The sequence below is a fragment of the Deltaproteobacteria bacterium genome, assembly GCA_005879795.1.
Taxonomy (GTDB): domain Bacteria; phylum Desulfobacterota; class Binatia; order DP-6; family DP-6; genus DP-6.
The window spans coordinates 17,695-30,703 of record VBKJ01000158.1; the positions used below are offsets into that span (position 1 = coordinate 17,695).

12 protein-coding genes are annotated in these 13,009 nt (G+C 74.3%); 3 read left to right on the top strand and 9 right to left on the bottom strand.

Features of this window, described 5'->3' with window-relative positions; translation table 11 throughout:
- Positions 1-6 precede the first annotated feature (6 nt).
- The 3 genes from E6J59_13810 to E6J59_13820 all read left to right on the top strand — a co-directional run bounded on the left by E6J59_13810 (position 7) and on the right by E6J59_13820 (position 2,139).
- Positions 7-567, top strand: a complete 561-nt coding sequence (locus E6J59_13810; GenBank protein TMB18740.1) for a hypothetical protein — start codon at positions 7-9, stop codon at positions 565-567.
- Entirely contained in the window at positions 560-1,825 is a 1,266-nt protein-coding gene (gene rlmD / locus E6J59_13815; GenBank protein ID TMB18741.1) for a 23S rRNA (uracil(1939)-C(5))-methyltransferase RlmD, read from the top strand. The genes E6J59_13810 and rlmD overlap by 8 nt, the downstream gene beginning before the upstream one ends.
- Before the next feature lie 65 nt (positions 1,826-1,890).
- Positions 1,891-2,139 carry a hypothetical protein gene (locus E6J59_13820; protein TMB18742.1) on the top strand — a complete coding sequence of 83 codons (249 nt, stop codon included), beginning with the start codon at positions 1,891-1,893 and terminating at the stop codon, positions 2,137-2,139.
- Here E6J59_13820 and E6J59_13825 read toward each other — a convergent pair whose 3' ends face one another.
- From E6J59_13825 to E6J59_13865, 9 genes are all read right to left on the bottom strand, one after another.
- Entirely contained in the window at positions 2,140-2,493 is a 354-nt protein-coding gene (locus E6J59_13825) for a Rieske 2Fe-2S domain-containing protein (GenBank protein ID TMB18743.1), read from the bottom strand.
- Positions 2,490-5,522, bottom strand: coding sequence for a VWA domain-containing protein (locus E6J59_13830; GenBank protein TMB18744.1), 3,033 nt, complete (start codon positions 5,520-5,522; stop codon positions 2,490-2,492). The genes E6J59_13825 and E6J59_13830 overlap by 4 nt, the downstream gene beginning before the upstream one ends.
- A gap of 10 nt (positions 5,523-5,532) precedes the next feature.
- Positions 5,533-6,375, bottom strand: coding sequence for a CbbQ/NirQ/NorQ/GpvN family protein (locus E6J59_13835; protein TMB18745.1), 843 nt, complete (start codon positions 6,373-6,375; stop codon positions 5,533-5,535).
- Positions 6,350-7,546 (bottom strand): VWA domain-containing protein, encoded by a 1,197-nt coding sequence (locus E6J59_13840; GenBank protein TMB18746.1) that lies wholly within the window; start codon positions 7,544-7,546, stop codon positions 6,350-6,352. The genes E6J59_13835 and E6J59_13840 overlap by 26 nt, the downstream gene beginning before the upstream one ends.
- A 17-nt stretch (positions 7,547-7,563) precedes the next feature.
- Positions 7,564-7,878 (bottom strand): hypothetical protein, encoded by a 315-nt coding sequence (locus E6J59_13845; GenBank protein TMB18747.1) that lies wholly within the window; start codon positions 7,876-7,878, stop codon positions 7,564-7,566.
- A gap of 103 nt (positions 7,879-7,981) precedes the next feature.
- A complete protein-coding gene (locus E6J59_13850) occupies positions 7,982-8,845 on the bottom strand; it encodes a MoxR family ATPase (GenBank protein TMB18748.1) in 864 nt (287 codons plus the stop codon).
- Positions 8,842-12,177 carry a hypothetical protein gene (locus E6J59_13855; protein ID TMB18749.1) on the bottom strand — a complete coding sequence of 1,112 codons (3,336 nt, stop codon included), beginning with the start codon at positions 12,175-12,177 and terminating at the stop codon, positions 8,842-8,844. The genes E6J59_13850 and E6J59_13855 overlap by 4 nt, the downstream gene beginning before the upstream one ends.
- Positions 12,178-12,199: 22 nt before the next feature.
- On the bottom strand, positions 12,200-12,556 hold the full coding sequence (locus E6J59_13860) for a DUF309 domain-containing protein (GenBank protein ID TMB18750.1): 357 nt from the start codon (positions 12,554-12,556) through the stop codon (positions 12,200-12,202).
- The coding region (locus E6J59_13865; GenBank protein TMB18751.1) for a hypothetical protein at positions 12,553-13,009 on the bottom strand (457 nt) is incomplete at its 5' end. The genes E6J59_13865 and E6J59_13860, both read right to left, overlap by 4 nt.

A 13,009-nucleotide genomic window follows, 5' to 3' on the forward strand; every position in this document is an offset into this window, starting at 1 on the left:
AGAGCCGTGGGCCGATGGGTCTCCCTTGCGTTGGCCGTCGCGCTCGGCTGCGGCGGATGGCGCCCGGAGCTCGACCCGAAGGAGCACCCGCGCGGCGAGCACACGCGCCTCGTGCAGGAGCCCTTCGAGCGCCTGTGGCCGGCCGTGCTGCACGGCCTCGAGGAGGAGGGTCTGGGTGTCGCCCAGGCCGACCGGGCCCGTGGCACGATCGCGACGGGCCCCACCCGGTACCGCGGTGCGGACATCCAGAAGAAGCTCGCCGAGATCGCCGACCTCTCGCGCGCGCGGCGCGAGGGCATGGCCCGCATCTCCGAGCTCGACGTCACCTACTATCTCCTCCTCGCGCCCGCAGGGGAAGGGACCAGCGTCAGGATCCGCTCCGCCATCGACGCCGTCGACCGGAGCGAGGCGTTCTTCCTCGGGCCCGGCGTCTTCCAGGTGATGCCGCGCCACGTCGACGTGCCCTCGCGCGGGGTCGTCGAGCACGATCTCATGCGGCGCCTGGTCGCCAACCTGTTCACGACCGAGGAGATGCTCTTCATGCTGGGCGAGCTCGGGGTTGACTGAGGCTGCGCTCCTCCTCGACGTCGAGCGCCTCACCTTCGGCTTCGACGCGCTCGCGCACCACGGCCGGCAGGTGGTGTTCGTGCCGTACGCCGCGCCCGGCGAGCGGGTGCGGGCCGAGGTGGTCGAGCGACGCGCCGGCTACCTCCGCGCGCGCGTCGCCGCGGTCCTGGCGCCCGGCCCCGACCGCGTGCTCCCCGGCTGCCGCTACTTCCCGACCTGCGGCGGCTGCCAGTGGCAGCACGTGGCGCCGCCCGCGCAGCGCGACGCGAAGGCGGCCATCGTCGCCGAGCAGCTGGCGCGCGTGGCCGGCGTGCGCGACGCGGAAGTGCTCCCCACCCTGGCCTCCCCCGCCGACTGGCACTACCGGGCCCGCGTCACGCTCGCGGTCGAGGGGCGGCGGGCCGGCTATCGTCGCGCGCGCTCGCACGCCCTCGTCGAGATCGCCGACTGCCCGCTCGCCGACCCGAGCGTGTCGGCCCACCTCGAGGCGGCGCGCGCCTGGGTGGCGGCGCTCCGCGTCCCGCTCCGGCGCGTCACCGTGAGCGCCGCGCCGGCGGGCGTTGCGCTCGCCGCGTCAGCGACGGCCCGGCCGGGCCCCGCGGACCTGGCCGCGAGCGAGGCGCTCCTCGCGCGCGCCGCCGGTGTGCGGGGCACGGTCGTCACGGGCGCGGGCGTACGCCTCGTCGCCGGCGACCCGACCGTGCGCGTGGCGCTCGAGCCCGGGCTCGACCTCGAAGTGCCGGCCGACGTGTTCACGCAGGTGAACCCGGGCGCGAACCAGCGCCTGGTCGAGACGGTGCTCGCCCTGGGCGCCTTCACGCCCGGCGAGCGCGTGCTCGACCTCTACTGCGGCGCCGGGAACCTGAGCCTGCCGCTCGCCCGGCGCGGGGTCAGCGTGCTCGGCATCGAGCGGAGCGGCGTCGCCGTGGAGGCGGCGCGCGCGAACGCGGCGCGCCACGGCCTGCCGGCGGCGACCTTCCGCGCCGACGACGTGGCGCGGGCGCTGGCGAGTCTGCCGTCCGGCTCGCTCGACGCGGTCGTCCTGGATCCACCGCGCGCCGGCGCCGCCGACGCGCTTCCCGCGCTCGCCGCGCTCCGGCCGCCGCGCATCATCTACGTGTCCTGCGACCCGGCCACGCTCGCGCGCGACGTGCGCACGCTCCTCGCCGCCGGCTATCGCCTCGAGCGCGTGCAGCCGATCGACGTTTTTCCGCAGACATATCATGTCGAAAGCGTGACGAAGTTACGCTTGACTTGAGCATAGTGCCTCCCTATCCTCCGCCGCGGCGCGGGCCAGCCGCGCTCCGGGGAGGTCGGGGGTCCATGGCGAAGCAAAGCGAGAAGAGCGTGCGCCCGAAGGTCACGATCATACCGGGCCGGGGCGTCAGCCAGACGATCAACTACCTCCTCGAGGACCGCGACGACCTCGAGTGGCTGGTGGCGGTTGGGCGCAACAAGCACGGCGAGATCTTCTTCTACGACACCGGGGGCGACATCGTGGAGGATCTCGGCACGCTCGAGTACCTGAAGGAGCGGATCACGAGAGCGCACTTCGACGACGAGCCGGAGTAGTCAGTCGTCCGGCAGGCTCCCCGGGCACTCGGCCACGATCGCGTCCCCCTCGACCCGCACCGGAATGCGATAGAGCGTCTTTCCGCACGGTGGGCCCGCCACGCACTCGCCCGTCTCGGGCTCGTAGCACGCCCCGTGCGTCGCGCACTGCACGAAGCGCCCGTCCTCGGTGAAGAACTGGTTCTCGACCCAGTCGAGGCCCATGGGCACGTGCCGGCAACGGTTCAGGTAGGCGTGGTGCGCGCCGCCGTAGTTCAGGAGGAAGCCCTCGACCTCGCGCCCGTCGCAGCGGAGGCAGAACTTCTTCGTCTCGCCGGGGCCGAGCTCGCCGACCCGCGCGATGGTGACGCTCACGCGCGCACCACCCGGCGGTAGATCTTCGGCAGCTCGCGCGGCAGCGCCGCGACGTCCTCGATCACCATGTAGCGCGACGCATCGCACATCTCGCGCAGGTAGTCGTGGCCGGCGCGGTCGACCGTGATGCAGAAGGGCGCGATGCCGGCCGCGTCGGCCTCGCGCAGGGCCACCGCCGTGTCGCGGATGCCGTAGACGTGGCTCCGCCGGTCCTCGCCGTAGTCGTCGTCCTGCGGGAAGCCGTCGCTGAGCAGCATCAGGTGCTTCGCGCGCGCGCCCACCGCGGCGAGCTTGCGCGTCGCGTGGCGGAGCGCCGCGCCCATGCGCGTGCTGCGCTTGGGCGCGATGCCGCCGATGCGCGCCTTCACCGCCGGCCCCAGGCGCTCGCCGAAGCCCTTCACCAGGTAGAACTCGACGTTGGCGCGCCCCTGTCCCGAGAAGCCGTGGATGGCGTACGCGTCGCCCAGCTCGTCGAGCGCCTCGGTCATGACGACGAGCGCCTCCTTCAGGGTGTCGATGATCCGCTTCACCGGGCGGGTGTTCGCGTTCCCGGGCGACAGGGGCTCGTCGGTGGATGCGCTCATGTCGAGCAGGAAGAGGGTCGCCACGTCGCGCGTCTCGCGCACGCGCGAGCGGTAGAGACGCGTCGAGGGCGCGCGACGCGCGCGTACGTCGATGCGCGCGTCGATGGTCGCGTTGAGGTCGAAGTCCTCGCCGTCCTCGAGGCCGCGCATGGTGCGGTACATCTCGGGGCGGATGCGCTGGAACTGCCGGCGCACCTCGGGGAGGAGGCGCGCCCAGTCCGCCAGCGCCTGCCCGAAGAACTCGCCCGCATCCCCCGCGACGCCGACCTCGGTGAGCCGGCACCAGCGGCTCCGGTAGTCGCCGATCAGGTGATCCCATTCGTCGTAGAAGAAGGCGTGGTCGTCCTGCGCGGGGACGGGTGCCCGGCGCGCCGCCGCCGGCTCCCCGTCGCCGAGGGCTTGCCGGAGAGCCTCGAGCTGCGCGGCGGGAATCTTTCCGACCAGTGCCGTGATCGGGAGGCCGCCGCCCGCGCCCTCGCCGCGTCCCTGCCCGATCTTGGCGCCCGCCTCGAGGAGGCGCCGAAGCTCGGCGGCAGAGAGGGGGTGGCCGTTCGCCGCTTCCTCGTCGCGCGTGGAGGCGAGCTCGAGCGCTGCGGGATCGAGCGGCGGCGCCTCGCCTCCGCCGGGCGCCGGCGCGCCCGAGTCGCTTCCCCCTGGGTCGAGCGGCTCGCCGCCGGTCAGGTCGTCGAGCAGGAGAACGGGCTCCGGCTCCGCCGCCGGCAGTGCGAGCCCGGGCCCGTCGAGCGCCGCGGCGAGCGCGCGGGCGACGGCGAGCGAGTCCTCGACGCTCGCCCCGGGCGCCGCGAGCGGCGCGAGGAGCCGGGCGACCAGCAGGGCGGCGTCCGCCGCGAGCCACGCCGGCCGCGGCCCCGCGCCGAGCGCCAGCAGCAGGAGCGCGTCGAGCACGACCGTGCGCGACGGCACGGGCTCGTGGCCCCAGCGCTCGAGGAGCCGCGTGCCGAGCGAGTGCGCCTCGCCGGCAAGCCCCGGGTAGCTCGCCGCGAGCCGGTGGTGCACGCGCACGCCCTCGGCGAGGAGGAAGAGGTCCTCGAGCAGTGCGGGGTCGTGCACGGCGGCGCGCAGGTCGGGGTGCGCGTAGGTGCCGAACTCGCGCCGCCCGGCGAGCAGGGCGGCGAGGAGGCGGTAGACGCGGCAGTTGTCCTCGTGCGTCGGCAGCCAGTCGACGCGGAGCGGGAGCGCGACCTCGTGCTCGGCGGGAAGGTCCGCCAGCGGCGGGCGGAGGGTCGCGACCTCCACGCCGCGCACCACGACCGGCTCGCCCGAGAGCATCTGGACGAGTTTCCGCCACACGCCCTGCGTGTCGTCGAGCGCGGCTGCGGTCGAGGCCGCGCGCAGCACGCTCAGGCTCGTGCGCGACTCGAGCGCGAAGTAGGCGCGGGCCGCGGCCGCGTTGTCCGCCGCGACGGCCGTGCCGGCCGCGAACCAGCGGCGGACCTCGGCCGGCCCCGCCTCCTCGTAGAGGCGGGGCAGGACGCGGAGGGCGGCGACGGCGGCCTCGGGGTGCGCGGCCGCGAGTTCCTCCACCAGGGCGAGGGCCGCGAGCCGCTCGCCGGACGGCACCTCGGCAAGGACGGCGCCGGCGACGGGCGTGAACTCGGCGAGCGGGGCGGCCAGGCGTGGATCGATGCGCGCGAGGGCGCGCAGCAGCGCGGCACGAGCGTCGGCGGGCAGTTTCCCGATGGCAGGAGGAAGCTCGCGGTAGAGGATGCGCGCCCGCCGCGGCGAGGCGGCCGCGAGCGCGCGCGTGGTCGCGAGGAAGAGCGCGCGCTCCTCCGCCGTCCACTCGGCCAGGCCGTCGGGCAGGGTGGTGAAGAAGGCCCGCTCCTCGGCCTCGCCCGCGAGCGCCGCGCCCGTCTCGGCCCACGGCTCGTAGTCCCCGGGGCCGAGCCCCGCGAGCGCTGCGGGCGCCGCCTCGAAGTAGGCCTGCGCGAGGAAGGCGCCGCGCCAGCCGCGTGCCTCGTGGAGCGCCAGCCCCGCCGCGACCCACGCACGCAGGCGCTCCATCCCGTCCGGTCGTCGGAGCATGGGCGCGGTCCGCTCGAAGAATGCGGTCGCGAGACGGCGGGAGACGCGTGCCACCTCGCGGCCGAGGGCGCCCCAGCTCGCCGCCGCGTCGGCGTCGCCGAGCTCCGCCGGCGGGACGGCGAAGTAGGCGAGGGCGCCCTCGCGGCACGCGGGCGCGGCGGTGGCGACCGCCTCGCCGAAGGCGAGCCAGCGTCGCCAGCCGTCGGCGCCGAAGCGCTCCCAGGCTCCGGCCGCGTGCCGGTAGGCGCGCCGGGCGAGCAGCGGGGAGACCTCGGCGAGGCGGTCCGAGGCCGCGAGCAGCGTCGCGTGCGCGGTCGGTCCGAGCGCGGCGGCGCAGCGGTCGGCCTCGGCGAGGCCCGGGTCGGCCGGCAGGTGGTGCGAGAGCCAGCTCCGGCGCACGCGCGTCAGCTCACCCGAAGATCGCCTGCGCCAGCTCGCCGATGGCGCGCTGGCTCTCCGCGTCGTCGGTGAGCGAGCGGCTGACCGCCACCTCGCAGGCGCGCCGCGGCGGCACACCCTGGCGCATGAGCAGACCCGCGTAGATGAGGAGCCGCGTGCTGACGCCCTCCTCGAGCCCGTTCGCCTTCAGGTGGCGCACCTTCTCGCCCAGCTTGGCCAGCTCGAGCGCCGTCTCCATCGTGACCCCGCTCTCGTGCGCGATCACCTGCGCCTCCTTGTCGCGCGGCGCGTAGTCGAAGTCGATGGTGACGAAGCGCTGGCGAGTCGAGTGCTTCAGGTCCTTCAGCACGCTCTGGTAGCCCGGGTTGTAGGAGATGACGAGCAGGAAGTCGGGGTGCGCCTCGAGGATCTCACCCTTCTTGTCGATGGGGAGGATGCGGCGGTGGTCGGTGAGCGGGTGGATGAGCACGGTCGTGTCCTTGCGCGCCTCGACGATCTCGTCGAGGTAGCAGATGGCGCCCGTCTTGACCGCCTGGGTGAGCGGCCCGTCCACCCACACCGTCTCGTCGCCCTTGATGAGGTAGCGGCCGACCAGGTCGCTGCCGGTGAGGTCCTCGTGACAGGCGACGGTGATCAGGTTGCCGTCCGGGCCGCCGTTGTCGGCCGCGCCGCGGAGCTTGCGCGCCATGTACTCGACGAAGCGGGTCTTGCCGCAGCCGGTCGGGCCCTTCAGCAGGATCGGCAGGCGGCACTCGTAGGCGGCGCTGAAGAGGGCGATCTCGTCCCCGATGGGGAGGTAGAAGGGATCGGCGCTCACGGGGGCGATACTAGGGGTGGCCGAGGGGCAAGGCAACGCGGCCGCGCGCAGGCATCTGCAGCGTCTCTCGCACCGCCCGCACCATCGCCCCCAGGTCGATGCACTCCACCACCGCTTCGCACGCCGGCGCGTAGAGCCGGAGCACGCTGTCGCCGGTGTCCCAGCGCGCGCGCGGCTCCGGCACGAGCCACACGATGCGCTGGACGCGGCCCGCGACCGCGCGCAGCAGGTCGGCCCGCGGCGGGAGGCGGTTGTTGCGCGCGTCGCCGAGGACGAGAAGCAGGGTCGAGCCCGTGAGGATCGCGCGCCCCTCCCACAGCGCCGCCAGCACGCGCCCGAAGTCGGAGCGGGCGTGGAGGTCGAGCGGCCCGCCCGGCGCCACGTGTCCGTGCTCGATCGAGACCGGGCAGAGGCGGTCGACGTAGGCGAAGAGGTGCACGCGGCGGAAGCAGTCGGCGGCGGGCGCGATGAGACCCAGCAGGAGCTCGCTCGCCGCCGCCACCGAGCCGGAGAGGTCGCAGAGCGCGACCAGGTCCGGGCGCCCCGGGCGCCGCGCGCGGAAGCGGGGACGGACCGGCACGCCACCGCTCGACATCGAGTGACGGATGGTACGGCGGAAGTCCACCCGCCCGCGACGCGCCCGCCGCTCGCGCCGCACGAGGCGGCCGCGCAGGCGCGCGCTCAGCGCCCGGACCAGCTCGCGGGCCTCCTCGACGTCGCGCGAGGTGAACTCGTGGAAGGGGAGGGCGAGGAGCCGGCGGGCGCGTGCGGCGCGGCCGGCGCGCGGCGCCGCGTCGGCGGCGCCGCGCACCTCGCCCCGGGCGCTCCACCCGTCGCGCCGTCCCGTGCGCTCGGTGTGCTCCGCCTGCTCCGCCGTCTCCTCGCGCGCCCGCGACCGCCCGTTCTCCCCGGCTCCGCGCCCCGTGCCGGCCGGCACCGTGCCCCCGCCCGCACCGCGCCCGCGGCGGCGCCGTCGGCCCTCCTCGGCGCCCCCGGCCAGCGGGAACGCCTCGTCGAAGAGGCGGTCGAAGGCCGGCCGGTCCGCCTCGTGCTTGACGAGCGCCGCGGCCAGCGCCTCGCGCATCGCCTCGCGCTCGACCCCCACCGCGGCGACGGCCACCAGCGCGTCGAGCGACTCGGCGACCGACACGTCGACCCCGCCCCGCGCGCGCAGCGTCTGGACGAAATCGAGGATGCGCGCCCGCATCCCCGGATGCTAGCCGCTTACGCGAAGAGGAGCGACAGGAGCCGGAGCATCCACGGGATGAAGGAGAAGAACGTGTACACCGTGGCCAGCATGACCAGCGACTCGTACACGAACGGCTCGTGGCCGAGCCGGCGGAGGATGACGAGGAACCCGCACGCCTTGGCCTTGAAGAGGAGGAGCGTGGCGCCGGTGCCGATGAACGGCATCCACGAGAGCAGGATCGGGTTGCCCTCGGACCACTGGTGGTGCAGGCCCTCGTAGGTGGCGACGCCGTCGAAGATCTGCAGGCAGAGATTCAGGAGGAAGAGCTGGTGCAGACGTTTCGTCGACATGGCGCCCGGAAGCGCGGAGTGCAAGCCAGGTGCCAGCGCATCCGCGCCGAGTTCTCGACGCCCCGCGGGTCGCGGATGACAGCCGCGTACCGCGGACGGCGCATCACCGCCCAGCGAGCAGCGCGCCCACCTTGCCCTCCGCCTTGCGCAGGTCCTCCTCGTGCTTCACGACCAGCGACAGCGTCCGCCGCACGGTCGCCGGGTCGAGCTCGCGCACGCCGAGCGCGCACAGGCCGCGCGCCCAGTCGAGCGTCTCGGCGATCGACGGCGCCTTGCGCAGCTCGAGCTTGCGGAGCCCGGCCACGAAGCGCGCCACCTGCGCGCGCAGCTTCTCGTCCAGGTCGGGCACCTTGAGCGCTACGATCTCGGCCTCCTTCTCGGGCCCGGGGAAGTCCACGTAGAGGTGCAGGCAGCGGCGGACGAGCGCCTCGGAGAGCTCGCGCGTGCGGTTCGAGGTGAGGACGACGACGGGCCGGTGCCGCGCGCGGATCGTCCCCAGCTCGGGCACGCTCACCTGGAAGTCGCTCAGCACCTCGAGCAGGAACGCCTCGAACTCCGGGTCGGCCTTGTCCACCTCGTCGATCAGCAGGACGACCTTCTTCGCCGCCGCGATCGCGCGCAGGAGCGGGCGCTCGAGCAGGAACTCGGCGGAGAAGATGTGGCTCGAGAGGTTCTCCCAGGTGAGGCCCTCGGCCCGGTCGGCCTGGATGCGCAGCAGCTGCTTCTGGTAGTTCCACTCAAAGAGGGCGCGCGCCTCGTCCAGGCCCTCGTAGCACTGGAGGCGGACGAGGTCCGTCGCGAGCATCTCGGCCAGCACCTTGCCGAGCTCGGTCTTGCCCGCGCCCGCCGGACCCTCGGCGAGCAGCGGCTTCTCGAGCGCGAGCGCGAGGAAGAGCGCGGTCTCGACGCGCGGGGTGGTGATGTAGCGGGCGGCGCGCAGGCCGTGGCGGACGTCGTCGAGGGTCATGGGGTGGGGAGGCATTGGAGACCCAGCTTGTCCCGGTCGGCGGCGCGCGCTCCGGCCGTCGCGGCGCGCAGGAGTTCCATCCGGCTTCGGTCGACGGGCACCTTGATGTCGGCGAAGGGCGCGCAGACGCCCCCGGCGAGGGCTGGCTCGAAGCGCACCGGGCCGCGCCCTCCCACCGCCCTGCCGCCGAGCGCGACGGCGCTCGCGACGAGCGCCTCGATGTTCGCCTTCTCGAGCGCACCGCTTGCGCCCCCGAAGCGTGCGCGCACCGCGAACGCCCTGGTCCTGCCGGCCTTGCCCTTGCAGCGCGGGCTCGTCATGCCGAAGCAGGGCGCGACCCGGAAGGTGCAGGTGCCGTCGGCCGTGCGGTCGCCGTCGCACGTCGGGTCGCCGTCCGCGCACGCGACGAAGGGCTTGATGCCGGCCTCCGCGCGGAGGCCGCGCGGGTCGATCACCTCCCAGGCGAGGCGGCACTCCACGCGCGGCCGGCCGACGCCGACCACCAGGGGCGCCACGCGCCCGCCGTCGAGGACGCCGGGGTGCAGCACGGCGAAGGTGGAGAAGCTGGACACGCCGCTCGCCGTGGCGGTGTGCGCCGTCGTGTCGACGGTGGTCGGGAGCGCCGTGTAGCTCGCTCCCGCGCAGGGCCCCTGAGCGCCGCAGTCGGCGTCCTCGGCGCAGGTCACGCCGCCCGCCGCGCAGGTCCCGGGCGTGAACTCCGCCACGACCAGCTCGGACTCGGCCGTCAGGTCCGGCGAGGACTCGGCCGGGAGACCGGCCAGGTCGCGTTCCGCCTCGGTGTACGCGATCGTCACGCCCGCGCTGAAGGTCCCCGGCACGGCCCGCTGCAGGGTCACGAAGAAGGGCAGGATGCCCGGCGTGCCGACCGTGCTGAACGGCCCCGGCGGTACGTCGACGTCGGCCACATTCGGTGCGCTGCCGAGCATCGTCCGCGCCGCCGTGACGCGCGAGGCGACCAGGTTGGTCTCGAAGTCGACCGTCACGTCGGGGGTCGGTTCGGAGAGAGCGAGCGCGCCGCCGGCATCCACCGTGCGCGCGAAGAAACGCAGTGTCGACGCCCCGGCCGGCGCTTCCAGGTTCTCCACCGGGTTGAAGTTCGGCACCACGTTCAGGCGGAACGTCCCTGGCGCGCCGTTCGCGGCGACGTCGCCGAACCAGTCGAGCACCGCGTCGAGGATGCCCGCGTTGGGCACGCGGATCGGGCGCGTGAGCGTCGGGAAGGCGTCCCCCGTGCGCAGGAAGTCGTCCGCGTGCGCGAACTCGGGCACGAAGGTGAGCGTGTCCGGGGCGGTGAGGACGCTCCGCGCGTGCGTCGCCGGGCCGTTCTGGAGGAGCGCCGCCGTCGCCGCGCCGCCCGCGGCGTTGCCGCGGATCATGTTGGCTGTCGGCGGGACGGCCAGCGCGAGCGGGTTCAGGTGCAGGTTCTGCACGAACGGGTCGAAGATCTGGAGCCCCGCCGCGACCGCGAGCACCTCGTTCGCCTGGTTCGGCACGACCTCGTCGCCGAAGTCCTCCACCTGGATCACGTTGTGCGGCACCGGCTGGAGGAGGAGTGCGGCCGAATTCAGGCCGTCCGCCGGGTCCAAGATGGTCTGGGTCAGGTTGGGCGAGAGCGCGAACTGGTCCTCCAGGTTCGCCGGGTCGAGGCCGAGGATGCCGTTCACCAGCGTGGACGCGGCGGCGCCGATCGAGGAGTTGAGGAAGAGCTGGGTCGAGAGGCCGCCGCCGGTGGCGTTGAGCAGCGCGGCGCGCACGCTCCTGTCGATCGGGATGAAGCCCGAGCCCATCAGGCCGCCGAGCGAGTGGCCCATGTAGAAGATGCGGCCGTCGTCGAGCGGCGTGCCGAGCGCGGCGTCGATCGAGTGGCCCTGGATCAGGCGCACGAGCGAGAGCAGGTCCGCGTAGGTCTGGCGGAAGTTGTCACGGATGCCGAGGAAGTTGTGGAAGGCCTGGAAGAAGCCCAGGTTCTCGGCGAGGAAGCTCACGCTGAAGCCCGCGAAGCTGCCGTCCGCGAAGCCGTCGGGGGCCGCCGTGCCGCCCACGTTGTTGCGCGTGTCCTGGGAGCACGGCGCGGATGGGCCGCAGGCGAACAGCCGGTAGCCGTGCTGGGCCGCGTCGATGCCGATCGAGGCGAAGCCGCGCGCGGCGTCCGCCTCCGCGAGGCCGACCACCGTGTCGCGCTGCCCACCGAGGCCGTGCTGCTGGATGATGATCGGCCAGCCGCCGGACGGCGGCGTCCCGCTCGGGATGGTCACCGTGAACGGGATCTTCGGCACGTCGATCACGATCGGAGCGCCGCCCGCGTCGCGCGTGAAGCGCTCGTCGGTCGTCTCGCAGGGCGCGCTCGGGGCGCAGTCGACGAACGAGGGTGGAAGCGGCAGGTCGCCGAGCGGCCCGTCGCCGTTCGGGTCGTGGGTCTGGAAGCGCGCGCTGTCGTAGAAACCGGTCGCGACCGCGGCCAGGTGCGCGTGCGGCGACGAGCCCATGAGCGCGTCCAGGCGGGCGCCCTGGAAGACCAGCTCCGGGCGGCTCGTCAGGTCTGCCGTCGGGGTGGGCAGGCCGGGCAGGACGAGGTCGCGGATCTCGACCAGGTCGTCCGTGGTCGACTGGGTCGTGAACACGGTCATGCCGGCGATGTCCGTTGCGGCGACGCCGTGCGCCGCGAGCGTCGCCACCACGGGGTCGAAGATCGCGTCCGCGTCGGCGCTGGCGCTCGTGCCGTCGCGCACGGCGACCCAGTCCGCCGACGCCTCCAGCGGCTCTCCCCCGCCGGTGACGGCGCGGCGCACGACACAGGTATAGGTGGTCTTCGGTTTGAGCGGGCGCCCCGGGAGGGGCAGGACCCCGAGCACGTTCGGGATGCGCGTGTCGACGTCGAACTTGAGCGCGATCGGCACGGGCGCCGCGGTCGCCGCCTCGGCGCAGAAGGCGGCATCCGTGAGCGCGGGCGCGAGCACCGGCGACGCGGGCAGGCTCGCCGCGTCGAGGGGGCCGCTCAGGAAGAAGTAGACGGCACTCGTCGTGCCGAAGCCGTCGAGCAGGTCGAGCGCGTCCTCGATCGCGGCGGTGTTGGCCCGCGCCACGTCGACGCCGAGGCCGATCGAGGCGCCCGCGTCGAGGAGCGTCCCGTCGCCGCCGCCGGGCGTGCCGCCGTCGAAGTAGAGGTCGCAGGGGAACGGGAGCGAGCCGAAGGCCGACGGCGTCGCGTGCAGCGCGGGCAGCGTGAAGGCGACGGTCGGGCCGACGGCGTGCGCGAGGGCGGGCAGGAGGACCACGGCGAGGGCGAGGGGACGCACGACCCTTCGTCGCACAACCGCCCCGCCGCCGGCAAGCTCAGCGGAGCCGCGGGATGCGAAGGCGATCGAGCACGCGGTGCGGGCGGTCGACGGCCTTCACCCAGTCGAGGTAGGCCGTGAAGTCGGTGACCAGGGCCTCGACGTCGATGCCGTGCGCGGCGGGGCGGTAGTCCTCGAGCGTGATCAGCGCCTGCGCGAGGAGGTGGACGGCACCGCGTGTGGCGCCCCGGCGGGTGCGCAGGTGGAGCGCGGCGGCGAGCTGCACGAGGGCTTCCAGGAAGGCGCGCTCCTCGGCCGGCGCCGCCCGCCACGCCTCCTCCCACGCCTCCTGCGCGCGCAGGTAGCGGCCGCGATTGAAGAGGCGCACGCCGCGGCCGAGGGCCGGCGGGGTCACTTCCGGTCGACGCGCGGGACCGCCGCCTCCATCACACGCGCGAAGTGCTCGGCCGGGCGCGCCGTCGAGAGGTCGAGCTCGAAGTCGGCGGGGGGCGGCGCGGCGAGCTTCGCGAGGAGCTCCTCGACCTCGCGCCTAGAGAGGCCGAGGCCGGCGAGGTCCTGCGCGGTCACGTGGCCGTCGCGCCGGGCCTCGAGGTCGCGGCCGCGGACCTCGATCAGCCGGCGGAGCGCCGCGAGCTCGCCGCGCGAGAGGTGCGCGCCGCCGTACTCGTAGTCGAGCCACGCCTCGAAGCTGAACGGCGCGACGCGTTTCAGCATGCCTGCCATGACGCGCGCGTAGGCGCGGATCTCGTGCTGCGCATGCGGATCGACGCGCAGGGAGAGGAAGTGGAGCAGGTTGTGGAGGTCGATCTTCCAGTACCACTGCGTGTAGGTCGAGAGCGGGAGATCG